The organism is Rhizobium sp. UGM030330-04, assembly GCF_003208455.1.
In the GTDB taxonomy this organism is placed as follows: domain Bacteria; phylum Pseudomonadota; class Alphaproteobacteria; order Rhizobiales; family Rhizobiaceae; genus Agrobacterium; species Agrobacterium rhizogenes_A.
The window spans coordinates 92,007-116,177 of the sequence record NZ_QKML01000012.1; the positions used below are offsets into that span (position 1 = coordinate 92,007).

Annotated in this window: 24 protein-coding genes; 5 read left to right on the plus strand and 19 right to left on the minus strand. The window is 59.7% G+C overall.

The window, feature by feature from the left end:
- Positions 1 to 195: 195 nt before the first annotated feature.
- The 14 genes from lpxB to N434_RS18555 form a co-directional block, all read right to left on the minus strand.
- The gene (lpxB, locus tag N434_RS18490) at positions 196 to 1,368 is read right to left on the minus strand and encodes a lipid-A-disaccharide synthase (protein ID WP_110759808.1); all 1,173 of its coding nucleotides are present in this window, start codon (positions 1,366 to 1,368) and stop codon (positions 196 to 198) included.
- Positions 1,365 to 2,246: an LpxI family protein gene (locus N434_RS18495; RefSeq protein ID WP_181424012.1), complete on the minus strand. Its 882-nt coding sequence runs from the start codon at positions 2,244 to 2,246 to the stop codon at positions 1,365 to 1,367. The genes lpxB and N434_RS18495 overlap by 4 nt, the downstream gene beginning before the upstream one ends.
- Before the next feature lie 3 nt (positions 2,247 to 2,249).
- Complete coding sequence (gene lpxA, locus N434_RS18500; RefSeq protein ID WP_110759810.1) at positions 2,250 to 3,065, minus strand: acyl-ACP--UDP-N-acetylglucosamine O-acyltransferase; 816 nt, start codon at positions 3,063 to 3,065, stop codon at positions 2,250 to 2,252.
- On the minus strand, positions 3,062 to 3,526 hold the full coding sequence (gene fabZ / locus N434_RS18505; protein ID WP_065115515.1) for a 3-hydroxyacyl-ACP dehydratase FabZ: 465 nt from the start codon (positions 3,524 to 3,526) through the stop codon (positions 3,062 to 3,064). Before fabZ ends, lpxA begins: the two co-directional genes overlap by 4 nt.
- On the minus strand, positions 3,519 to 4,586 hold the full coding sequence (lpxD, locus tag N434_RS18510) for a UDP-3-O-(3-hydroxymyristoyl)glucosamine N-acyltransferase (protein ID WP_110759812.1): 1,068 nt from the start codon (positions 4,584 to 4,586) through the stop codon (positions 3,519 to 3,521). The genes fabZ and lpxD overlap by 8 nt, the downstream gene beginning before the upstream one ends.
- Before the next feature lie 49 nt (positions 4,587 to 4,635).
- Complete coding sequence (bamA, locus tag N434_RS18515; protein WP_065115513.1) at positions 4,636 to 6,960, minus strand: outer membrane protein assembly factor BamA; 2,325 nt, start codon at positions 6,958 to 6,960, stop codon at positions 4,636 to 4,638.
- Between the two features lie 199 nt (positions 6,961 to 7,159).
- The gene (gene rseP, locus N434_RS18520; RefSeq protein WP_162883108.1) at positions 7,160 to 8,281 is read right to left on the minus strand and encodes an RIP metalloprotease RseP; all 1,122 of its coding nucleotides are present in this window, start codon (positions 8,279 to 8,281) and stop codon (positions 7,160 to 7,162) included.
- Positions 8,282 to 8,330: 49 nt separating this feature from the next.
- Entirely contained in the window at positions 8,331 to 9,164 is an 834-nt protein-coding gene (locus N434_RS18525) for a phosphatidate cytidylyltransferase (RefSeq protein WP_065115511.1), read from the minus strand.
- Positions 9,164 to 9,907 carry an isoprenyl transferase gene (locus tag N434_RS18530; RefSeq protein WP_065115510.1) on the minus strand — a complete coding sequence of 248 codons (744 nt, stop codon included), beginning with the start codon at positions 9,905 to 9,907 and terminating at the stop codon, positions 9,164 to 9,166. The genes N434_RS18525 and N434_RS18530 overlap by 1 nt, the downstream gene beginning before the upstream one ends.
- A 62-nt stretch (positions 9,908 to 9,969) precedes the next feature.
- Positions 9,970 to 10,527 (minus strand): ribosome recycling factor, encoded by a 558-nt coding sequence (gene frr / locus N434_RS18535; RefSeq protein ID WP_065115509.1) that lies wholly within the window; start codon positions 10,525 to 10,527, stop codon positions 9,970 to 9,972.
- Positions 10,528 to 10,593: 66 nt separating this feature from the next.
- Positions 10,594 to 11,316, minus strand: a complete 723-nt coding sequence (gene pyrH, locus N434_RS18540; RefSeq protein WP_065116199.1) for a UMP kinase — start codon at positions 11,314 to 11,316, stop codon at positions 10,594 to 10,596.
- A 97-nt stretch (positions 11,317 to 11,413) separates the two neighbouring features.
- Positions 11,414 to 12,340: a translation elongation factor Ts gene (gene tsf, locus N434_RS18545; protein WP_065115508.1), complete on the minus strand. Its 927-nt coding sequence runs from the start codon at positions 12,338 to 12,340 to the stop codon at positions 11,414 to 11,416.
- Positions 12,341 to 12,698: 358 nt separating this feature from the next.
- A complete protein-coding gene (gene rpsB, locus N434_RS18550; protein WP_003502558.1) occupies positions 12,699 to 13,466 on the minus strand; it encodes a 30S ribosomal protein S2 in 768 nt (255 codons plus the stop codon).
- Positions 13,467 to 13,658: 192 nt separating this feature from the next.
- On the minus strand, positions 13,659 to 14,501 hold the full coding sequence (locus N434_RS18555; RefSeq protein ID WP_110759813.1) for a cell envelope integrity EipB family protein: 843 nt from the start codon (positions 14,499 to 14,501) through the stop codon (positions 13,659 to 13,661).
- Positions 14,502 to 14,617: 116 nt separating this feature from the next.
- Between N434_RS18555 and N434_RS18560 the strand changes: the two genes are divergently transcribed.
- Genes N434_RS18560 through N434_RS18575 form a run of 4 tightly spaced genes read left to right on the plus strand, consistent with a single transcriptional unit; the run spans position 14,618 to position 17,469 of the window.
- Entirely contained in the window at positions 14,618 to 15,088 is a 471-nt protein-coding gene (locus N434_RS18560; RefSeq protein ID WP_065115506.1) for a RidA family protein, read from the plus strand.
- Positions 15,085 to 15,825, plus strand: a complete 741-nt coding sequence (locus N434_RS18565) for a glycerophosphodiester phosphodiesterase (RefSeq protein WP_065115505.1) — start codon at positions 15,085 to 15,087, stop codon at positions 15,823 to 15,825. The genes N434_RS18560 and N434_RS18565 overlap by 4 nt, the downstream gene beginning before the upstream one ends.
- A complete protein-coding gene (locus N434_RS18570) occupies positions 15,822 to 17,015 on the plus strand; it encodes a GNAT family N-acetyltransferase (protein WP_110759815.1) in 1,194 nt (397 codons plus the stop codon). Before N434_RS18565 ends, N434_RS18570 begins: the two co-directional genes overlap by 4 nt.
- A 22-nt stretch (positions 17,016 to 17,037) precedes the next feature.
- Positions 17,038 to 17,469, plus strand: a complete 432-nt coding sequence (locus N434_RS18575; RefSeq protein ID WP_110759817.1) for an HIT family protein — start codon at positions 17,038 to 17,040, stop codon at positions 17,467 to 17,469.
- A gap of 176 nt (positions 17,470 to 17,645) precedes the next feature.
- Here N434_RS18575 and N434_RS18580 read toward each other — a convergent pair whose 3' ends face one another.
- Positions 17,646 to 18,497, minus strand: coding sequence for an urea carboxylase-associated family protein (locus N434_RS18580; protein ID WP_110759819.1), 852 nt, complete (start codon positions 18,495 to 18,497; stop codon positions 17,646 to 17,648).
- Positions 18,498 to 18,606: 109 nt separating this feature from the next.
- Here N434_RS18580 and N434_RS18585 point away from each other — a divergent pair, with 109 nt between their 5' ends.
- Positions 18,607 to 19,491, plus strand: a complete 885-nt coding sequence (locus N434_RS18585) for a LysR family transcriptional regulator (protein WP_110759888.1) — start codon at positions 18,607 to 18,609, stop codon at positions 19,489 to 19,491.
- On the opposite strand, the gene N434_RS18590 is transcribed toward N434_RS18585, so the two are convergent.
- The 4 genes from N434_RS18590 to clpA form a co-directional block, all read right to left on the minus strand.
- Positions 19,470 to 20,420, minus strand: coding sequence for a phosphatase PAP2 family protein (locus N434_RS18590; RefSeq protein WP_110759820.1), 951 nt, complete (start codon positions 20,418 to 20,420; stop codon positions 19,470 to 19,472). The two genes, N434_RS18585 and N434_RS18590, sit on opposite strands and share 22 nt — an antisense overlap.
- 69 nt (positions 20,421 to 20,489) lie before the next feature.
- Entirely contained in the window at positions 20,490 to 20,834 is a 345-nt protein-coding gene (locus tag N434_RS18595; protein ID WP_065115500.1) for an AzlD domain-containing protein, read from the minus strand.
- On the minus strand, positions 20,831 to 21,589 hold the full coding sequence (locus N434_RS18600; RefSeq protein WP_110759822.1) for an AzlC family ABC transporter permease: 759 nt from the start codon (positions 21,587 to 21,589) through the stop codon (positions 20,831 to 20,833). The genes N434_RS18595 and N434_RS18600 overlap by 4 nt, the downstream gene beginning before the upstream one ends.
- Positions 21,590 to 21,656: 67 nt before the next feature.
- Complete coding sequence (gene clpA, locus N434_RS18605; RefSeq protein WP_110759823.1) at positions 21,657 to 24,170, minus strand: ATP-dependent Clp protease ATP-binding subunit ClpA; 2,514 nt, start codon at positions 24,168 to 24,170, stop codon at positions 21,657 to 21,659.
- Position 24,171 lies beyond the last annotated feature (1 nt).

The window sequence follows — 24,171 nt, forward strand, 5'->3', positions numbered from 1 at the left end:
CAAGCGGTGTGCCAGACGAAAATTCCAGGGTTGCGAACCGCCCGATGGTCAGCTGCCTGCCGTTCCAACGATCAAATGCAGTAAAATCGATCCCTTGCCTGCCTGCAGGAGCGGCAGGACGGCAGCCAGCATCCTTTGCCGGCACATGGGTGTTCCGGCAGCTGAAGACGCGGCGAATGGGGTTTTCCCGAGGGGCTATTTTTTGCTTTTCAGGACGTCAAGAAGAATGGCCGCACCGGTTTCACCGGGAGGCACATCCGTCTGCAAACGCCGTTGCACCAGCGCATAACCTTCCAGCATCGCCCGGCGTTCGATGGTATCGTGAGACAGGCGCTCAGCCCAGCGCAGCATCGAACCTGCCCGTACCACCTCGTTGAAATATTCCGGGACGACGGCATAGTCGGCAATCAGGTTTGGCAATGCGCCGGTCCAGGTTTTCACCCGCTTGCTCAGCATGGTGAAAATCCAGTCGGTCTTGTAGACCGAGATCGTCGGTACGCCGGCGAGTGCGAGCTCCAGAATGACGGTTCCGGAGGCGGCGATTGCCGCATCGGCCTCCGCGAAGGCATTCCACTTGAATGCAGGGTCGGCGCCGATTTGCGGCCTGATTTCTTCCGGCCATGTTGCGGCCAGTTCGCGGATACGGTTTTCCTGGCGCGGCACAGTGGGCAGCAGGAACCGGGTGGGGCCGTTGCGTTCCACAAACGCCTTTGCCGCCTGCTGGAACGGCTCCATCAACCGCGTCGTTTCAGTGGAGCGCGATCCCGGCAGCAGAAGAATGGTCTTCGGCTGGCCATCGGCCGGAAGAGAGCGTTCCGCGCGCTTCTGCCGTACGGAGAGTACATCGGGGTCGACGCTGAGGCGATGACCGACAAAGGTCGTCGGCGGGCCGCCGAGACGGCGCATGGCTTCCGGCTCGAAGGGCAGCAGGGCCAGAACGTGATCGACATAGGACAGCATCGCGGTGGCGCGATATTCCTTCCAGGCCCAGACGCTGGGGCAGACATAATTGACAACAGGCAGATGCGGCAATTGCCGGCGGACTTTTTTCGCAACGCGATGGGTGAAATCCGGGCTGTCGATGATCAGCAGAATATCAGGCTTCGCAGCCGCGATGGCCTGAGCGGTCTGGTTGATCCGCGCAATGAGCTTCGGCAGCTTCTTCAAGACCTGCGTGAAGCCCATGATGGAGAGTTCGGAATAATCGAACAGCGACACCAGCCCCTGCGCCTCCAGCGCCTCACCGCCGACACCCACCAGCTCGATCGGACCGGCATACCGGGCCTTGAGCGCGCGGATCAGATCCGCGCCGAGAAGATCGCCGGATACCTCGCCGGCGATAACCGCCACTTTTAATGTCGCCGTCATGCGCTCATATCCCCGCCAATCATGTCTCCATCAAGTGACGTATCGATGCCGCAGACGAATATGCCCGCCTGATCGGCGGCTTTCAACATCGCGTCGCGATCGAGCACAAGCGCCCGGCCGGCTTCGACGGCAATACCCGCCAACCCGGCTTTCCGGGCGTTTTCCACGGTTTCGATGCCGATTGTCGGCAGGTCGGCGCGCACATCCTGTTGTGGTTTGCAGAGCTTGACCAGCACCCCCCTGCGACGGGGCGATATACGACCTTCAGCGCGCAGCGCCGCGACACGCGCCAGCATGGCATCCGTGCCCTCGACACCTTCAAGGGCCACGATGCGGCCACCGACAGAGACCGCCCCCTGCCCCACATCCAGCGTGCCGAGCGCAAGCGCCGCGTCGGCCGCCTTGCGTATATCGCGAAAATCCTCGTCGGTGGGTTTCTGAGTGCCCAAAACACCGGTGGTGGCGAGCAGCCCGGGTGCGATCTCGTGTGCACCGATGACCCTTGCACCAAGCGTGCCGATGATCTTGATGACCATCTGCAGAACGGTGTCGTCGCCGCCCGACAGCAGCGTGCGAACGATGGAGGGAAGTTTCAGCACGATGCCGATTGTGGGGCGAATTTCGCGCCACTCCGGCCGCCGCGCCACGCCGCCGGAAAGGACGACGCGGTCTACACGATTCTCCCGCAGCAACCGGCCAAGCCCGGCAACATCCCCGACACTGATGATGGCATTGTCGAAACCGCTCCAGTCGAAGCTGGAATCATCGCGCAGCCGCACAATGAACGGGTTTTCGCCCATCTCGCGGGCGGCGGCCGCCACATAGAGCGGCAGCTGGCCGCTGCCGGCCACAATGGCGAGACGCCCGCCGCCTGTCACGGCTCACTTGCCCCGGTTGGGCGAAGAGATCGCGCGGTCGCTATCCGCACCGATGAAATCGATGACTTCAAGCGCCTGCGGGCAATCCAGATAGTCGTTACGGTCGATGGCCGCCGCATTGCCGCGGATCGTGCCCTCAGCCTCGAAAATCGCCTTGTAGACGCGCCTGACCTTGTGGATATCGGCGCGCTCGATACCGGCGCGGGTCATGCCGACGACATTGAGGCCGCCGAGAATGCCGGGATTGCCATTCAGCATGCCATAGGGAATGACGTCATAATTGACCGCCGAAAGTCCGCCGATGAAGGCCTGGCGGCCGATACGGGTGAACTGGTGCACGGCGCAACCACCGCCCAGAATGGCGCGATCCTCAATGGTGACATGGCCCGCCAGCATCACATTGTTCGACAGGATGATGTGGCTGCCAAGACGGCAATCATGCGCCACATGCGAATTGGCAAGGAACAGATTATCGTCACCGACAATGGTCTTGCCGCTGCCATCGGAACTGCCGGCATTCATCGTCACGCCTTCGCGCATGACGCAGCGTTCACCGATCTCGAGCGTCGTTTCCGAACCGTCGTGGCGAACCGCCTGCGGCGAACCGCCGATGACCGCCATCGAATGGATGACCGAGCCGCGACCGATGACGGTCAGGCCGGAAACGACGGCATGATTGTGCAGTCGGACCTCGTCGTGCAGCGTGACTTTCGCGCCGACATAGCTCAGCGCGCCAATGACGACGTTTTCACCGATCACCGCACCGTCTTCGATGACGGCGGTCGGGTGAATTCTGGCCGAGGCGGCAATCGTGCTCATTGCTGATCCTCGGGGATCATCATGGCGCCGACATCGGCCTCCGCCACCAGAGCACCGTCCACCTTCGCCTCGCAATGGAATTTAAAGACATTGCCGCGCTGACGCTGCTTGACGACGTGGATTTCCAGACGATCGCCGGGGATCACGGGCTTGCGGAAACGCGCGTTGTCGATCGTCATGAAGTAGACCAGATGACCGCCCTCACCCTGACTGCGAGCGCATATCGCACCTGCCGTCTGGGCCATGGCTTCGACGATCAGAACGCCCGGCATGATCGGCCGGTCCGGGAAATGGCCGGTGAAATGCGGTTCGTTGACCGTGACGTTCTTGATGCCGATCGCCGAATTGTTACCATCGATATCGATGATCTTGTCGATCAACAAGAATGGGTAACGATGCGGCAAAAGCTTCATGACTTCCAGAATGTCAGCCGCGCCGAGCGTCTTCGTTTCGTCAGTCATTGTTTTTCTCTCCTGTTTTTTTATCACGCCCTTCAGCGCGTGCCAGAATCTCGGCCATATCGCGCAGGAAATATTTCATTGGACGCGCAGGCGTTCCGCCATAACGGGCGCCTGCCGGCACGTCCGCCACAACACCGCTCATCGCCGCGATCTGCACGCCGTCGCCAATAGTGATATGGCCATTGATGCCGGCCGCGCCGCCAATCATCACACCGTCGCCGATGCGGGTGCTGCCGGCAATGCCGACCTTGCTGACGATGCCGCAATGGCGGCCGATGCGAACGTTGTGGCCAATCTGGACCTGATTGTCGATCTTGGTGCCTTCGCCGATGACAGTATCATCCATGGTGCCACGGTCGACCGTGGTGTTGGCGCCAATCTCGACATTGTCCTGAATGATGACCCGGCCGATCTGCACGATCTTCAGCATGCCGCGCGGACCCGGCGCATAACCGAAACCGTCCTGGCCGATGCGGGCACCATTGTGGATAATCACATTATTGCCGATGAGCGCTGCAAGAACGCTTGCGCCGCCGGCAATGGTGCAATCGCGCCCGATCTGCACATCCTGCCCGATGATGACGCCGGGGCCGATCCGTGTGCCAGCGCCGATATGGGCGCCGGCTCCAATCACGGCAAGCGCCTCGACGACGACACCCGCCTCAAGCTTCGCGGATGGATCGACATGCGCTGCATGAGAAATCTCGGCTTCCATTCGCGCTATCGGACCCGGACGCATGGCGGCAGGATGCAGCAAGGCACCCACCTGCGCAAAAAGCGTATGTGGATTTTTCGATATCAGGGCGGGGATGTGGGACGGAAGCATGTCTACAAGCGCCGCGTCACAAATAACGGCGCCAGCATCGCAGGTCTGCAGCTCATCGCGGTTCTTGCGCGAAAGAATATAGCAGAGCTGATCGGGTTTTGCCCGATAGACCGGCGCAACGGACCGAATGACCCGTTCTCCTGCCGTCTCATCAGACAGTTCCGCCCCAAAACGGTCTGCGATGTCTTTCAATCGCAGTCCCTCGTGGGGCGGAAAAAAGGCGTTGTATTCCATCAGCCGGAAACTCCAGAACGTTCAAAGTTGCAGTTCTGGACTGCCGATATCAGAAAGTGTTGGACATGCCAAACCGGAAACGCTGTTCCTCGTCGTAGTCTTCCTTGGCGATCGGCACAGCGTAGTCGACACGGATCGGGCCGAAGGGCGAAGCCCACATTACGCCGATACCAGCGGACGCGCGGATGGAGTTGTCATCCTTGACAGTCTGGGTGGTGGACACCTTGTTGCCATACATGGTGCCGGCATCGACGAAGCCAGCAAGACGCAGGCCGAAATCTTCCGGAATGCCGGGCATCGGAGCCGAGACTTCAGCAGAAGCCGCGAAGTACGTCGTGCCGCCGATGGAGTCGGAACCGATGCGCGGGCCGATACCGTCGTTCTTGAAGCCACGAACCTGACGACCACCGAACTTGAACTGATCGAAGACCAGAAGATTGTCGCCCGTCGGCATGACGTGACCAGCCTGACCGGTAAGCGAGCCGATAACATCGTATTCGTCAGACAGCGTGTAGAAGAAACGAGCCTTGGCGTAAATCTTGTAATATTCGGAATCACCACCGAGGCCAGCGAATTCGTTCGTCAGGGCAGCCTGCCAGCCTTCACGCGGCATGTTGCGGTCGTCGAGCGTATTGTAGTTCAGGGTGTTCGAAATGATCGACTGCGTCCAGTCACCACCTCTGATCAGATCCTGATAGGGCTCGGCAAGATTGGAGTTGTTCTGCCAATCACCTTCGCCATCATAGTTGATCTGCTTGTAGGTGTACTTGAACGTCGTAGAAAGGTCTTCAGTAATCGGCGCGGTCACACGCAGCGTGAAGCCCTGCTCGTCGTAGTCGTAATAATCTTCGCTGCGGCTCTGGCTCTTGAACAGATCGAAACCTGCGGCAAGACGATAGCCGAGGAAATAGGGCTCGGTGAAGGACAGCGTGTAGCTACGGGCATCATCCTCGCCCGCACCAGCGGCAACACGGATGTACTGGCCACGACCGAGGAAGTTCTTTTCTTCGATGGAGGCTTCGAGCAACACACCGTCGTTCTGCGAGTAACCCGCACCGATACCGAACGAACCCGTCGACTGGTCTTCAACGTCGACAACGATCACCACGCGGTCAGGCGCGCTGCCGCCGGCGGTCGAGATATTGACCTTGGAGAAGTAACCGAGCGCTTCAAGACGGCGCTTTGCAGCCGTGATGACGGTCTGGTTGAACGCATCGCCTTCGGAAATATCGAATTCGCGGCGGATGACATAATCACGCGTACGCGTGTTGCCGCGGATTTCGATGCGCTCGACGTAAGCGCGCTCGCCCTGGTCGACGATATAGGTCACACCGATGGTGTTGCCGGACATGTCACGGTCGCCGCGCGGCGTAACCCGGGCAAAAGGATAACCTTCGCCGGCAACACGCTTGGAAATCGCTTCCATGCTCTGCTGAACTTCCTTGGCGCTGTAGTTTGCGCCCTGGCGGGTCTCAACCAGACCCTGCAGCTCGGAACCGTCAACACCCGGAACCGTCGATTCGACCGCAACGTTACCGAAGTTGTAACGCTGGCCTTCGTCGACCGTGATGGAGATGTTGTATTCATTCTTGGATTCGTCCAGCACCGCCTCGGAGGAGACGACGCGGAAATCCGCATAACCACGGTTGTAATAGAACTGGCGCAGCGCCTCTTCGTCGGCGCGCAGCTTGTCCTCGTTGTAAACGTCCTTACGCGTCAGGAACGACAGCATGTTGGACTTCTTGGTGTTGATGACGGCGGCCAGACGACCGTCGCTGTAGGCATTGTTGCCCACGAAATCGATACGACCGATCTTGGTGCGCTCACCTTCGTTGATGACGAAAGCGATGTTCACCCGACCCTGACCAACGGACACGGTCTGCGTGGTGATTTCAACGTCGCTGCGACCGATCGCGGAATAGGCTTCCTTGATGCGGGCGATATCCGCCGTCACGATTGCCTGATTGAACGGGCCGAGCGGCTGCGTCTGCACGATACCGGCGAGCTTGTCGTCCTTGATCTTGCGGTTGCCGTTGAAGACCACCTGGTTGACGAGCTGGTTCTCGTTGACCGTCACGACCAGCGTGCTGCCGGAGACGCGCATGGAGACATTCGAGAAATAACCGGTGGCGTAAAGACGCTTCACCGATTCATCGATGTCCGAATTGGAAAAGTTCTTACCCGGCGCAATGGTGATGTTGGAACGCACGGCGTCCGCACCGGACCGTTCGGCCCCGCGAACATCAATCCTGCTGATAACGGCTGCCTGTGCAACGCCGGCAGAGGCAAGCACGCCAAGGCCCACAACCGAAGAAACACCAGCAGACAGCGCAACCGCCGACACAGCGTTCAAAAATCTTGAACCAGCCTTCATTTCAATTCTTACCTTTTTACGTTGTCCCTCAGCGGGCGGAACCCGACTCCGGCCATGTGCGTCGTTTTACCTGCTTTTCCCCTACAAGCAAGTCAGAACGTTAAATTCTGTTTACTTCGTGATCCAGAGTGGCTCATTCGCCACTTCGGCATAAAAACAAGGTAAACAAGCCCCTAACAAAACCGTTAAAACACTATCCTCAGCCAATCAAGCTGCTGATATCATTCCATGTTGCAAAAACCATAAGACCCAAAATCATCGCCATGCCGATACGGAAGGCCACTTCCTGCGCGCCGGCGCCAAGCGGCCGGCCACGGATGGCCTCGATGGCATAAAACACCAGATGTCCGCCGTCCAGAACCGGGACAGGCATCAGGTTCAGGAGTCCGATCGACACTGAAAGCACGGCGGCAAGCTGGATGACGGCGGAAATACCGAGTGTCGCCATCTGGCCGGATGCCTGCGCGACGCGGACAGGACCACCCAGCTGATCGGCATTCATGCGGCCGGTCACGAGATTGCCGATATAGTTGAACGTGCCGGTGATGACGTGACCCGTCTCACGCACACCCTCCAGCAGCGCCTCGGACGGCGAATATTCGATATGGCGGAAATTGCCGCTGGTCTGATCGGTGACGATGCCGATGATGCCCATTTCCAGCTTGTTGCCAAACTGGTCGGTGGTTTCCGTGCGGGTCGGAACCATGGGAAGCTTCAGTTCCTCGCCTGCCCTTTCGACAGTCACCGTGATCGGCGTGCCCGGACGGATGCCGACATAACGGCGGACATCCTCGAAGGTCATGACCTTTTCGCCATCGATCGCGACCAGACGGTCGCCCGCAAGCACGCCTGCGGCGGCGGCGGCACTGTTTTCACGCACCTCGGCCACAACCGGGTCGGCGATCATCCGGCCATAGACGCCGAACAGAACCGCGAAGATGAGAATCGCGAGAAGGAAGTTGGCGATGGGACCGGCGGCAACCGTTGCCGCCCTTTTCCAGAGTTTCGCGCCGGCAAGCGTCTGCGCCCTCTCCTCCAGCGACATATGCGACAGGCCGGAACTGTCGGGCTTGCTTGCCGCATCCTCGTCACCGAAAAACTTGACGTAGCCGCCGAGCGGGATCGCGGAGATCTTCCATCGCGTGCCATGCCGGTCGGTAAAGCCGATCAGTTCGGGACCAAAGCCGATGGAAAAGGCGGTGGAGCGGATGCCGCTCCAGCGGCCGACGAGATAGTGGCCCATTTCATGGACGAAAACGAGCAGGGAAAGCACCAGGATAAAGGGCACGATATAGCCGGTCAGAAAACCGGTCGCCGCCATTACTGTGTTCATGACAATCTGCCCTTTATGTCGTGACCTTTCGCGCCGCTTAAAAGCCCGGTAGCAGACCGCCACCCGATCCGGGCACGTCGCCGGTTGCCGCAGCATGCACGAAAGCAATGAGGAATACCGTAAAGCAGGCGAAAACAAGACCGTCAACACGGTCCATGAAACCGCCATGGCCCGGAATAAGATGGCTCGAATCCTTGACCTGGAAACGGCGTTTCACAAAGGATTCGAAGAGATCGCCGATCTGACTGAAGATGGAGAGGATCAGCGCAAGCCCGAGCACCAGCACACTGATGCGGCCGTGATAGGCCAGAGATACGGCCGCGCCGCCGATCAGCGCCGCCGTGGCCCCGCCGATCGCCCCGGACCAGGTCTTGCCCGGCGAGATCGCCGGCGCAAGCTTCGGCCCGCCAATCGCACGCCCGACAAAGTAGGCAAGGATATCCGTCGACCAGACGACAGCGAAAATGAACAGGATGGAGACGAAGCCGGTCAGCTCATCACCGCGGATGGCCGCGAGCGATATGCCGCTCAGGCCGGCATAAACGATGCCGCCCACCAGCCACCAGTTCCTGCCACGCAGGACGGGAAAAAGCGCCGCCGTCAGCGTAAAGCCGGAGAGCAACGGCAGATCGAGCGAAGGTTCGCCGAAAATCGTGTTGCCGGCGATGACCGCAACCGCAAACCAGCCCCAGGCATTGCCGGTCGAATTGGTCTCCGACAGACGGGTGATCGTCGACCACTCATAATAGATGAGGATCGCCAGAAGACCGGCCACGATGCGAAACAGAATACCGCCATACCAGGTCGCGGCCAGAATGACCGCCGCCATGACGATTGCGGAGACGATCCGCAGTCTGAGTTCACGGCTCATCAGGCGCCTGCCACGGCAATCTGCTCGGTGAGAGCGCCGAAACGGCGATCACGCGTTGCATATTGCTCGATTGCGGAAAAGAACCGCTGACGATCGAAGTCGGGCCAATATTCGGGAACGAACAGAAACTCGGAATAAGCCGCCTGCCAGAGCAGGAAATTCGACAACCGCTCTTCGCCGCTGGTGCGGATGATAAGATCCGGATCCGGCATACCCGAAGTGTCGAGTCTTGCCGAAATCATCTCCGGCGTGATCGATGCGGCATCCAGACGGCCCTCGGCGACATCGCGGGCGATCGCCGCCGTGGCGCGGGCAATCTCGTCGCGGCTGCCATAATTGAAGGCGATCACCAGCGTCAGCTTGGTGTTGCCAGCCGTCATCTGTTCAGCCTCTTCAAGAAGGCAGCGAATATCGTTTTTCAGTCCCTGCCGGTCGCCGATGATGCGAACGCGGACGTTTTCGCGATGCAGTTCCGCGAGGTCGCGACGGATGAAGGCCTTCAGGAGCCCCATCAGATCGCTCACCTCGGATTCGGGCCTGCGCCAGTTTTCCGATGAGAAGGCGAACAGCGTGAGATAGCTGATGCCGCAATCGCCGGCCGCGCGCACGGTCTCGCGCACCGCCTCCACACCGCGGCGATGCCCCATCACGCGCGGAAGACCGCGCTGTTTTGCCCAGCGTCCATTGCCATCCATGATGATGGCGACGTGCTCGGGTATGGAGGAACGTGTCGTCGTCGGCATATCGATCCAGTAACAGGAAGCGGAATTAAAACGAATAAAATACAGGTCTATCGCAAGCGATATCAGACCTGCATGATTTCCTTTTCCTTCTCGCCAAGCAAGCGGTCAATTTCCGAAATCGTGTCGTCGGTCATTTTCTGGACCTTTTCAGACTGTCCACGGCTTTCGTCCTGACCGATGTCACCGTCCTTTTCGGCTTTTTTCAGACCATCCATGCCGTCACGGCGCACATGGCGAATCGCCACCTTGGATTTTTCGGCATAGTCATGAGCCACCTTGACGAGCGATTTACGGCGCTCTTCGTTGAGTTCAGGCAGCGGGATGCGCAGGTTCTGGCCATCCACAATGGGGTTCAGACCGAGATTGGATTCGCGGATCGCGCGGTCGACGGCATTGACCATCGACTTGTCCCAGATGTTGACGCCAAGCATACGCGGCTCGGGAACGGTGATGTTCGCGACCTGATTGAGCGGCACGCGCGAGCCATAAGCCTCGATGGTCACCGGATCGAGAATATTGGCCGAAGCGCGGCCGGTGCGAAGCGATGCGATATCGCTCTTGAATGCATTGATGGCGCCGTCCATACGGCGCTTGATATCGTTGAGGTCAACACCACTCATCTTGATACTCCATCTTGTCGGCCATCGCGGCCGTAATTCGCCCCCGGGGGCGGCATCGTTTTTGGATTACTTGTCGTGCACGATGGTCTTGCGGCCGCCGCCGGTCAATATCTGCGCGAAACCACCCTTCTCGTGGATCGAGAAAACAATGATCGGGATATGGTTTTCGCGGGCAAGCGCGACAGCGGCGATATCCATGACCGCCAGTCCCTTGCCGAGCACTTCGCTATGGGTCAGCTCGTCGAAACGGGTGGCCGTCGGGTCCTTTTTCGGATCGGCGGAATAGATGCCATCCACCTGGGTACCCTTGAAGATCGCCTCGGCGCCCATTTCGGCGGCGCGAAGCGCTGCGGCGGAATCGGTGGTGAAGAACGGATTGCCGGTGCCACCGGCAAAAATTACCACGCGGCCCTGGGCCAGATGGTGAAGGGCGGCGCGCTGCGAGAAGCTCTCACAGATTTCAGGCATGGCGATTGCGGAGAGAACGACGGTGTCGATGTTGAGCTTGCGCAGCGAGGTTGCAAGCGCCAGCGCGTTGATGACGGTTGCCAGCATGCCCATATGGTCGCCGGTAACGCGGTCGCCCCCCTTGGAGGCCACGGCCACGCCGCGGAAAATATTGCCGCCGCCGACGACAACGCCGACTTCAACGCCCATCGCCCTCGCCTCGGCGATATCGGAGGCGATACGGTCGGCCACCGCCACATCGATACCGAAACCCTGATCACCCATGAGGGCTTCACCGGAAGCCTTGAGAAGAACACGTTTGTAGATCGGCTTGGAAGACATCATGACTCCTCGGAAATGTAACCGAAACGCGGATACACGAAGGGCACCGCGTTGTCACGCGATGCCCTCCCGTTTTCCCAAGATTGGGTAAATATAATCAGCCCTTGGCGACGGCTGCGACTTCAGCTGCGAAATCGCTTTCTTCCTTCTCGACGCCTTCGCCGAGCAGCAGGCGAACCATGCCCGTCACTTCGATCGACGCGCCGGCTTCCTTTTCGGCTTCCTTGACGGCAGCGCCGACGGTCAGGTCGGGGTTGATGACGAAAGCCTGCGACAGAAGGGCGACTTCTTCGAAGAACTTGCGCATGCGGCCATCAACCATCTTTTCGATGATGGCTTCCGGCTTGCCGGATTCGCGGGCCTGCTCGATGAAGACGTTGCGCTCGCGCTCTGCAACGGCGGCGTCGACTTCTTCAGCGCGGATGGCGAGCGGGTTGGTCGCAGCGATGTGCATGGCAACCTGGCGGCCGATGGAGTTCAGAACTGCCTTGTCGCCTTCCGACTTCAGCGCGACGAGAACGCCGAGCTTGCCGATGCCGTCGCCGGCAGCGTTGTGGATGTAGGTCGCGACAACGCCGTGCGGAACTTCAAGCGCTGCAGAACGGCGCAGCGTCATGTTTTCACCGATGGTGGCGATGGCGTCCTTGATGCTGTCGGAAACGTTCTTGCCGGTCGCCGGGTAGTTGGCGGCGGAAACAGCCTCAACGGTGCCGTCGGTGGTGAGGGCAACCTGGGCGATACCGCGGATGAGATCCTGGAACGCGTCGTTACGGGCAACGAAGTCGGTCTCGGAGTTGAGTTCGACAACAACAGCCTTGTGACCCATGGTGGCGACGCCGATCAGACCTTCGGCAGCCGTGCGGCCGGACTTCTTGTCGGCCTTTGCGATGCCCTTGGCGCGCAGCCAGTCGATTGCCGCTTCCATGTCGCCATTGGTTTCAGCAAGAGCCTTCTTGCAGTCCATCATGCCTGCGCCGGACTTCTCGCGCAGTTCCTTCACCATTGCGGCTGTGATTTCGGTCATTGTGTGCCTCTTATCGGTTCGATCGGTCAGCAGGCGGAATTTGCCGTGCCGAAGTTCTGGGTGATGACTGTACCCGGCCGCACACCCTTTGAAACCGGCAAGGTTCCGAGAAGGGGCATGCGCATTCCCAAGTGCTGCGGCGTCGCCATACATCGAAATGATGGGTGCCGCCGAAGTGTGACAGCGTTATGAAGACTGCCTTCCGTTTCAACTACATCGGACGCCAGCGGTTTCCTGAAAACGTGGCGGAGCAGTCTGAAACGAACAAGGCCGTCAACCCGCTGAAGGTCTTTGACGGCCTTGTCATATCCTGGTTGAGGAGACGGCGACAAGAAATCGCCGCCAGACAGGGCCTATATCAGGCGCCAGCCTCGTCTTCGAGAGCGGGCTCGATCGGAGCTTCTTCAGAAGCGCCGATGTCGCGGCCGGAAGCGCCCTGCTGACGGGCAATACCGTCGATGGCAGCGCGGGCGATCAGGTCGCAGTAAAGCGAGATGGCGCGCGAGGCATCGTCGTTACCGGGGATCGGGTAATCGATGTGGTCCGGGTCGCAGTTGCTGTCGATGATCGCAACGACCGGAATGCCAAGACGCTTGGCTTCTTCGATCGCGATCTTTTCCTTGTTGGTGTCGATGATGAACATCAGGTCCGGAACGCCGCCCATATCGCGGATACCGCCGAGAGCCTTTTCAAGCTTTTCGCGCTCGCGCTCAAGGTTCAGGCGTTCCTTCTTGGAGTAGCCGGAGCCTTCCGAGTTCAGGATTTCGTCAACCTTGCGCAGACGCTGGATCGAGTTCGAAATGGTCTTCCAGTTGGTCATCATGCCGCCGAGCCAGCGGGAGTTGACGTAGTACTGGGCCGAACGCTTTGCGCTGTCGGCGATGATTTCGGACGCCTGACGCTTGGTGCCGACGAACAGAACGCGGCCGCCACGGGCAACGGTGTCGGACACGACCTGCAGGGCGCGCGACAGCATCGGAACGGTCTGAGCCAGATCGATGATGTGGATGTTGTTACGGTCGCCGAAGATGTACGGCTTCATCTTCGGGTTCCAGCGGTGCGTCTGGTGGCCGAAGTGAACACCAGCTTCCAGAAGCTGACGCATAGAAAAATCGGGCAATGCCATGCCTTGTTACTCCTTTTCCGGTTTAACCCCCGCGAAGCGAACAGCGCCGATTTTCATCGACACCACCGGGCGGAACGGACCGGATTTCTCCCGGAACATCCCAAGCTTCGCGTGTGGAATGGTGAGCCGCATACAGTCGCCCGCATGAAAATGCAAGCATTTATGCGAAAAAACCGGCGAAATAGCCGCCTTTCAGCGGACAGGCTTGTTTTCGCAGGTTTCGGGCTTGAGGATATCAAGCTTCGCAAGCTTCCCCGTCAGAACGAAATCGCCGTAATCCATCGTCAGATCGCGGGTGATTCCGTTTTCGTAAAGCTTGAACGACATGCGGTAGATCGGCAGGGCGTCGGTGCCGGTCTTGTCATTGTAATAGGCGATCGTCACCGGCCAGAATGCCGCCTTGGCGAAGTCGCCCGCCTTGCCGGCGTCCGCGTCGCCATCCTTCGGCATCTGCGACTTGCCGACCAGTGTCGAGGTGATCAGGCTTTCATCGCCATCATCGGAACCATCGAATATCCGCGATTCGAAAATGCGCTTTCCCTGCCTGGCATGTTCGATGACCTGAAACATATGCTGGGTCGGGAATTCGCTGGCGACGAGATTGACCTGACGGGCATCCGGACGGGTCAGATCGACCTTCACGCCATCGGTGCCGTCAGTCGCAGCGCCCTGCACTTCCTTGTCCAGCTTGTCGTCAGTGTAGGACTTGGTCTCGAAGGTGAATTTCTTCGCGGCCAGATCCTCGAAAGTCGTGGTCTGCTGGTCGGTCATGCGAACCGCATCACCGGTGTTGATCTGCGTCACGAAGCGGAAATCCGTCTTGTAACCCTGACAGGCCGAGCCGGTGAATTCATAGACCATGCGGCCTGTCATGCCCTCGATGCCGGAGCGATCAGACGCATCCTTGAGTTCGAGATCGTAGACGGCGCGATGGGCGACGAGATCGGGAACCGTGACCGGCACGGCATTGGCAGCGTTTGACAGGCCGGTCATAAGCCCTGTTGCGGCAACGAAACCAAGCGTCCTGACAAACATGCAATATCTCCTGTTGGACTCGCCGCTCATATTGTACAAGCAACCGCCCGGCTTTTGGATCAACATCTTCTGAATGCCGGATTCTTGAAGGATTTACAACAAAACCGGAGACGAAAATGTCGGACGTCATCGAAGGCCGCCTCAAGGAACTTGGCTTTACGCTTCCTGTCGCGGCAGCACCAGCCGCAAACTACGTTCCGTTCACCATCAGCGGCAATCTGCTTTATGTATCGGGTCAACTGCCGATGGAATCGGGCAAGATTGCGGTGACGGGCCTCGTTGGCCGCGATGTCGACGTGCCAGGCGCCCAACGCGCCGCCGAATTATGCGCCGTCAACATTCTCGCACAGGTCAAGGCCGCGTTGAATGGCGACCTCTCGAAAATCCGCCGTGTCATCAAGCTGAATGGCTTTGTTGCCTCCGTTCCGGAGTTCGTCGAACAGCACCTCGTCATCAACGGCGCCTCCAACCTTCTTGCCAATGTTCTCGGTGATGCCGGCAAACATGCCCGCGCCGCCGTCGGCATGGCCTGCCTGCCCTTCAATGCCGCCGTCGAAATCGACGCCATCGTGGAAATCGACGCATGACACTGAAACTCTCCTGGCTGACGGCTCAGCCCGTCGCCCATCGCGGTTACCATGATCTCAACAAGGCGGTCTGGGAAAACACGCTTTCCGCCTTTTCCCGTGCCATCGAGGCCGGTTTCGCCATCGAATGCGACGTGCAGCTGGCAGCCGACAGCGTGCCGGTGATCTTTCACGACGACGACATGGCCCGCCTGACCGGCATCAAGGGCGACGTGCGCGAGCGCACATCGGCCGAGCTGTCCCTTCTTGCCGTTGGCCAGACCGGGGACCGGGTCCCTACCCTCAAGCAGCTTCTCGCGCTCTGCGCCGGCAAGGTGCCGCTGGTCATCGAGCTGAAAGGCCGTGCGGGCGAGGGCGTTGATGACGGTTTTGCCGAGGCGGTTCTGGAAGACCTCGAGGGCTACAAGGGCCATGTGGCGCTGATGAGCTTCGACCACCATCTGCTGAAGGACCTGAAGGCTGCGGGGTCACCCTGGCCGCTGGGTCTCACCGCCGAAGGCGACAAGCCGGAAGACTTCTTCAAACATGACGAAGCGATGCAGCTGGGGCTCGATTTCATCTCCTATCATTGGGGTCACCTGCCCAACAGCTTCATCGAGGCGCAAAGAAAACTCGGACTTCCGGTAATTACCTGGACCGTCAGGGATGAAAATGCGCGCGAGACTACCTATAAATATGCGGACCAGATGACATTCGAAGGTTTCGACCCGAGAGAGAACCCGTCCGCCACGGCATGACAGAAGACTATTCCATTCGCGTTGCGCAATCCCTCGGGGATATCAACCCGGAAAGCTGGAAACAGCTTTCCGGCACTTCGCGCAATACGCTAGGAAAACCGTACAATCCTTTTATTTCCCATGCATTTCTATCATCGATGGAAGAGTCCGGATCGGCGACAGCCAAGACCGGCTGGCTTGGAAACCATCTACTTCTCGAAAACGCGTCCGGTGATCTGGTCGGGGCGATACCGGCCTATCTGAAGAACCACAGCAAGGGCGAATATGTGTTCGACCATGGCTGGGCGGATGCTTTCGAGCGGGCCGGCGGCCATTATTATCCGAAACTGCAATGTTCGGTTCCCTTCACCCCGGCGACCGGGCCGAGGCTGCTCACTTCCGAAACAGTGGACGAAACGCGGTTCAAGCCGCTTCTGGCCTCCGGCCTCGCCCAGGTGACGGAAAAGATCGGCGTTTCTTCCGCGCATGTCACATTTCTAGAAGAGGACGATCTTTCAGCGCTTCTGCCGCGCGATTTCCTGCATCGGACCGACCAGCAATTCCACTTCATCAATGACGGTTATCGTGACCATGACGATTTTCTCGACGCGCTTTCCTCGCGCAAGCGCAAGGGGCTGAAAAAGGAACGCCGCGCGTCGCTGGAAAACGGTATCGAGATCGACTGGCTGACTGGAAGCGATCTGACCGAAGACATATGGGACCAGTTCTTCGCCTTCTACATGGATACCGGCAGCCGCAAATGGGGCCGGCCCTATCTGACCCGGGAGTTTTATTCGCTGATCGGCGAGCGCATGGCTGACGATGTGCTGCTGGTGATGGCGAAACGCGAGGGGCGCTATATTGCCGGTGCGATCAACTTCATCGGCTCGGACGCGCTTTATGGCCGCCACTGGGGCTGCATCGAGGATCATCCCTATTTGCATTTCGAGGTCTGTTACCATCAGGCGATCGATTTCGCGCTGTCCCGGGGATTGAAACGGGTGGAAGCCGGCGCCCAGGGCGAACACAAGCTGGCGCGGGGTTACGTGCCTGTCACCACCCATTCGGCGCATTTCATCGTCCATCCGGGCCTGCGCCGTGCCATTGCCGATTACCTTCAGCGCGAGCGCGAAGAGGTCGAGCATATCGGCGATTATCTTGATGAACACACGCCCTTCCGCAAGGGCGAGAGACAGGAACCGGACGTATAGTCCGCCATGAGGAGAGACCACGATGACGGCCAGCGCCTATGACGACAACAATATCTTCGCTAAAATCCTGCGTGGCGAAATTCCAAGCCACAAGCTTTACGAAGACGAACACACGCTGGCCTTCATGGATGTGATGCCGCAGGCCCCCGGCCATCTGCTGGTCGTTCCGAAGACCGGTTCGCGCAACCTGCTCGATGCCGACCCGGAAGTGCTGGCCAAAACCATTCCCGTGGTGCAGAAACTCGCCGTCGCTGCGAAGGAAGCCTTCGATGCGGATGGTGTCTTCATCGCCCAGTTCAACGAGCCGGCGGCTGGCCAGACCGTGTTCCACCTGCATTTCCACGTCATTCCCCGCAAGGAAGGCGAGCCGCTGAAGCCGCATTCCGGCACCATGGCCGATGGCGAAGTGCTGAAGGCCCATGCGGAGAAGATAAAGGCGGCGTTGGCTTCTTGAGGCGTGCCAAGACGCCCAGGCGTTGGGCAGTACCTCGGCATCCGCATCCCGTCACCCCGGACTGGATCCGGGGTCCAGTGCGATCAAGTCTTTGATCGCAAAAGACTCCTCACGGCGCAGATGCGCCGTGGCTGGATGCCGGATCTGGTCCGGCATGACGACAGTGATGTTTGCCATCACTCCACGGGGCGATAGGCATTCCTTTCCGGCCACGGCCAGCCTTCGAGCACCACCATATCCGGCCGGAATATTTCCACCTTCAACGGATAACAGGCAGCCGCATCGCTGGAATGGGCCGAGCCGCAATCGCCACCCGGGCAGGCCGAAAGCGCACCGATGAGGTCGATTTCCGCAAAAAGCTCCAGATAGTCCCCCGGTCGCACGGGGCTCGCCTTCATGAAATATTGGTGCGTGTCGCGGGTAAAACCCGTGCACATGAAGACATTCAGCACATCATGCACATGTGGTTCCGCCTGCCGGAACGACAGCCCCCTGGCGGAGGCCAGCGCATTGGTCAGGTTGGAATGGCAGCAATGGTGGTAGTCACCGCCGCTGAGCAGCCTGTTGGTATAGGGATCACAACGGGTGCCGATCACGTCATGCACGCCGCCGCCATCCTCATCCCAGCCATACCATGACAGCGTATCATGGGTGATGGTCGCCATAGGCCGCAGGGACGGCAGGTTGCTCCACAACCGGTTGCCAACCGAAACATGGGTGGCGTGCAGGGCGCGGGTCTTGCCGCTGAAAAACCGTTCGGTCAGATCATGGGCGTTCCAGAGGTTCAAATCCCCCACCTGCGGACCTTCGATGCTCACGATGCGGAAGAAATGTCCCTTGGGGACATTGAAGGTACGACCGTCGCGCGGCGGCACGATGACCTCGTCGATCTTCTCCATGCCTTCACGCGCTTTCTCCAGACGCGCAAGGTCCGGTACTTCCAGCGTGCCATTCGGATAAACAACAACGGGACGGACGGCGCGGCGTGTGGCTGCATCCATGGGTTCGGCAACAGGCATGGGGGTCATGAAATCCTCGGAGAAAAATATTGTCGAGGTGAAATTGCGCCACGGTCGCCCGGCTGACAAGATTGGTTTTTCTTGCGCTCAGGCCAAGCCTCACTTACCCTTGTCAATCATGACACTACCGCCGCTCGCCACCCTCCGTGCTTTCGAAGCTGCCGCCAGAAAGGCAAGTTTTGCCCTGGCCGCGCAGGAACTCGGCATGACGGCGACGGCGGTGAGCCAGCATGTGCGCAATCTGGAAGCTTGGCTTGGCGTTGCTCTCTTCGAGCGTCATGCGCGGGGTGTCAGGCTGACCCCGGATGGAAAGGAGTTTGGCAATACGGTCTCAGCCAGCCTGCGACAGATCGCCTCCGGCGCGGAACGGGTCCGCCGGGGCGGCAACCGCACGACCGTGCGCCTTGCCAGCCTGCCTTCGGTGGTGGCGCATTTTCTGACGCCTCGGCTCCCTCGTTTCCGGGCCCTGCATCCAGACATACAGGTGTCGATCAGCTACTCCGGCGGGCCGCATGCAAGCCCGGTCGATCTGACCATCGGACATGGAATCTCCTTCGGGGAAAATACCGTGGCGTTGTTCAGCGCCGAAACGCGCCCGACCTGCGCGCCGGGCTACCTGACCAACTCCGGCCCCTTCAATGATGAGGCCAGCCTGTTGCGGGGGGAATTGCTGCATGACGATACGGAGACGGCATGGCGGGACTGGTTTGCGACCGCCGGCACGTCCCTGCCCTATGGCGCGGGTCCTATTTTCGCGGATTTTAATCTGCTCGTCACGGCGCTGAAAGCCGGACAGGGCATCGGTCTCTGTCCGACCGTGCTTCTTCAAGAGGAGATCGTTAGCGGCCAGTTGACCGTGCTTTTCGACCGGGCTGCCGATACGGACAAATATTACTGGCTCATCCGGCCGGAGGAAATGACCGCACCGGCGAAAATTCTGGCCGACTGGCTGGTGGCGGAAGCCCGCGCGAGCCGGGGTGACTATTCCGCCGCAACGACCTGAGCGGGACCGGTCGCCGTCGCGCCAATAAGCTCCCTCGCCGACAGCCGGTCAAGCAGCCGGCCGGAGACGGCGCAGACGATGACAAAAGCGACCAGACCGCCGAAAATATCCGAAAGATGATGGCCGCCCTGCACAAGAACGGCCGGCAGCATCAGGAGGTTCAGCGGCAGGATCACCGCCATCGCCAGCCAGTGACGCGGCACAAACCAGACCGACATTGCCGCCATGAAAATATGGAACGACGGGAAACCGATGAGACCCAGCACGTTTTTGGGAGAAAGATAGCTAACGCCCTCCGCCGCCAGGCGGTTGAGTTCCTGGCCATAGCCATTGTCGACCGCCAGGGGGACCGCCTGCGAAATCCACTGCGGCAGTTGCACATAGGCAGACGGTCCGAATGTCGGAAAGAATATCCAGAAGACAATGCTGGCAAAGGCGCCGAGCACCCCGGTTACGAGAAAGTGGTGAAGCTGCCGTTCCCTGCCGGTAAAACCCAGCGTCAGAACAATCACCAGAAGCTGCGGCAGCGATGTCGCATAAACGAAGAACAGGATTGTTCCGATCCAAGGATGTGTCGCCGCCCACAGGACGATACCTGCCCAACTGTAACCAAACGCAGCATCCACACTGAAAAGCACATGATCGATCGCCGGAAAGACGACCGGCAGGAACATGTAATTAAAGACCGAGGCGGCAAGCGTGAAGAGGATGAACAGCCCTCCAGACGTCAGGGCTGCGGCAATGCGAAAATCGCGTCCGCTTTTGCGATAGATCTGGCCGAGGATGAACACGCCGGCGCCGGCCAGCACGCACACAAGATATCCGGCATAATCGACACGTATGCCTTTGGCGGCAATCAATATTGCATCGATAGCGAATAACATGGCGATGAAGCCAAGTACAAAGCGTTCTGCCGCGAATAGTCGCATGGAATTTCGCCCCTGTTCCAGACAGCGGCAAAGTACGGCAATGGGCTTAATATTCGGATAAGGCGCGTGTTAAAAACCGAGTACAAAGAGCCCGCCGGCGAGAAGCACGATCGGAACCGCCACGCCGACGATGACACGCTGGCCGGCGAGCAGAAATGCCAGGAAACCGAGTGCTGCCGCGCCGATGCGCAGCCATAGGGGCGTGGTTTCCAGCGTTCCGGTCGGAAAGACGATCAGCTTGGCGGTAACGGCCATGACCAGCGAGGTGGCAACCGCCCTCACCCAGTAAAGCGCTTCGGAATCCTCTTTCAGCCGGTTACCGGCGAGAACGCCGAGCCAGCGCCAGAGATCGGTCGCCAGCCAGCCGGCGATGGCGATGAACAGATAGGGTGCCCACCAGTTCTCGGTCATCATGGCTCACTCTCTGGCGACACGGGTTTGACCTTTCGGCGGAAGACGAAGCGGTCGATCATATAGGCAAGCGTCCCACCACCGATGCCGGCATAGAGAATATCGAATTCGGGCGCGATCACCGCAAAGGTGGGGCCGGCTATCACACCGATGACGAAAGCCACCTTGACGACGGAATGACGGGCCGACGCCCATATCGAGGCCACGAAATAGACCGGCGTGAGGAAAAACAGCACGCCGGCGACCAGCGGCGGAAAGGCCGCGACAACACCGTAACACAGGCCGACGATGACGGCGTTGACGACGGTGAGCGTGATGCCGAAGCCGGCGAACCAGGCGGCGCGCGCCTCACGCGGCACTTTCGACAGATTCTGCGTGGCGAAAACCCAGGCCGTAATCGCGACGAAATGGGAGAGAAACAGCAATATCCATGTCGGCGTCTTCGCACCGCGCATCTCCGGCACGATGGAGGCCACCATCGGCATCATCCGGACCGAGGACAACGTCACCGCCAGGAAACAGGCGGCGAGATTGGCGCCGCCGACCATGGAGCCGATCAGGATCATCTTGGCCGGCAAGGCCCAGATCATCAGCGTCATGAACACCGCTTCGCCGCGTGGCACCCCGGACTCCAGCGCAAAGGCACTGAAACCGACGAAGGATGTCATGAGAATGAGCGAGGGCAGCGAGAATATGCCCCGCATTCCCCTGAAGAACCAACCGCGCAGGGGGATGGCATCGCTGTCGGCAGTTTGCATTCGTCATCCATTATGCATGAAAATGCCGGGCTTTCGCCCGGCACCGGTTATTGGTCAAGAACCGCGATCACTTCTTCTTTGGCACTTTCGGCACCGTGTTGGTCTTGCGGCGCGGCTTGTTGTCTTCGTCCGACTTGTCGGCCTCGGCAACCAAAACATCCGCCTCCTCGGCGATCTTCGCCGCCTTCGAGGCCGGTTTTGCCCTGGCCTTCGCCTTGCCGGGCGACTTGGCCGCCTTCAGCTCCGCCTCGGGCTTCGGCTTCACCGGAGCGGTCTCCGGCAGGACCTCGAGCTTGAGACCATCGGAGCCATCATCCTTCTTGCCGACGGTGACGCTGACCACGCCGCCCTTCTTCAGCTTGCCGAAGAGGATTTCATTGGCAAGCGGCTTCTTGATGTTCTCCTGGATCACGCGCGACAGCGGGCGGGCGCCCATCTTTTCGTCGTAACCCTTCTCCGCCAGCCAGGAGATCGCATCTTCATGCAGATCGAAGGTGACGTTGCGCTCGGACAGCTGGGTTTCCAGCTGCATGACGAACTTCTGCACGACCTTGTGGATGACAGCGGTCGGCAGCGGCGAGAACGGAATGATCGCATCCAGACGGTTGCGGAATTCCGGGGTGAACAGGCGGTTGATCGCCTCTTCATCCTCACCCGTGCGGCGTGAAGAACCGAAACCGATGGCCGATTTGGCCATTTCGGACGCACCCGCATTGGTCGTCATGATGAGGATGACGTTGCGGAAGTCGATCTTCTTGCCGTTATGGTCGGTCAGCGAGCCGTGGTCCATCACCTGCAACAGAATGTTGTAGATGTCGGGATGCGCCTTTTCGATTTCGTCCAGCAGCACCACGGAATGCGGATGCTGGTCGACGCCATCGGTCAGAAGACCGCCCTGATCGAAGCCGACATAACCGGGAGGTGCGCCGAGCAGGCGCGACACGGTATGGCGCTCCATATATTCCGACATGTCGAAGCGCAGCATCTCGACACCGAGCGAGGCGGCGAGCTGCTTGGCCACTTCCGTCTTGCCCACGCCCGTCGGGCCGGAGAAGACGTAGGAGCCAATCGGCTTGTTCGGTTCACGCAGGCCCGCACGGGCCAGCTTGATGGCCGTTGCCAGCGCCTCGATGGCGATGTCCTGACCATAAACGACCGAGCGCAGTTCCTTTTCGAGATTGGCGAGAACCATCTCGTCGTCCTTGGACACCGTCTTCGGGGGAATGCGGGCCATCGTTGCGATGGTGGCCTCGATCTCCTTTTCGGTGATCAGCTTGCGACGCTTGGAAGCGGGCAGCAGCATCTGCGCGGCACCGGTTTCGTCGATCACATCGATCGCCTTGTCCGGCAGCTTGCGGTCGGAAATGTAGCGGGCCGACAATTCGACGGCAGCCTTGATCGCCTCGTTGGAATATCTAAGGTGATGATAGTCCTCGAAATAAGGCTTCAGACCCTTCATGATGGCGATGGTGTCATCGATCGACGGCTCGTTGACGTCGATCTTCTGGAAACGACGCACCAGTGCGCGGTCCTTTTCGAAGAACTGCCGATATTCCTTGTAGGTGGTCGAACCGATGCAGCGGATCGCGCCCGAAGACAGCGCAGGCTTCAACAGGTTCGATGCATCCATCGCGCCGCCGGAGGTAGCGCCGGCACCGATGACGGTGTGGATTTCGTCGATGAACAGAACCGCGCCCGGAAACTCTTCCAGTTCCTTGACGACCTGCTTCAGCCGCTCCTCGAAATCGCCGCGATAACGGGTGCCGGCGAGCAGCGTGCCCATGTCGAGCGAGAAGATGGTGTCGTTGGCGAGCGCTTCCGGCACCTTGCCTTCAACGATGCGCTTGGCGAGACCTTCGGCGATCGCCGTCTTGCCGACGCCGGGATCCCCCACATAAAGCGGGTTGTTCTTGGAACGGCGGCAGAGGATCTGGATGGTGCGGTTGACCTCTTCGTGACGGCCGATCAGCGGGTCGATCTTGCCGTTACGCGCCTTGTCGTTGAGGTTGACGCAATAGGCCTTCAGCGCGTCCTGCTGCTTCTTGGCCGACGACCCTTCTTCCTCGGGGTTGCTGCGGCTCGCCTTGTTTTCGCTTTCCGCTTCGTCGGCACCGCGCGGCGTGCGTGTCTGCGACGTGCCCGGGCGCTTGCCGATACCGTGAGAGATGTAGTTGACGGCGTCGTAGCGGGTCATTTCCTGCTCCTGCAGGAAATAGGCGGCATGGCTTTCGCGCTCGGCGAAAATCGCCACGAGCACGTTGGCTCCGGTCACTTCCTCGCGGCCGGACGACTGAACATGAATGACGGCCCGCTGGATGACCCGCTGGAAGCCGGATGTGGGTTTTGAATCCTCGTCGTAACCGGTCACGAGGTTCGTCAGTTCGTTATCGACGTAATCGCTGACGGTCTTGCGCAGCGCATCGAGATCGACATTGCAGGCGCCCATCACGGCGGCGGCATCCGCATCGTCAATCAGCGCCAGAAGGAGATGTTCCAGCGTCGCATATTCGTGATGACGCTCATTTGCAAAGGTCAGTGCCTGGTGCAGCGCCTTCTCGAGACTCGGGGAAAAAGTTGGCACG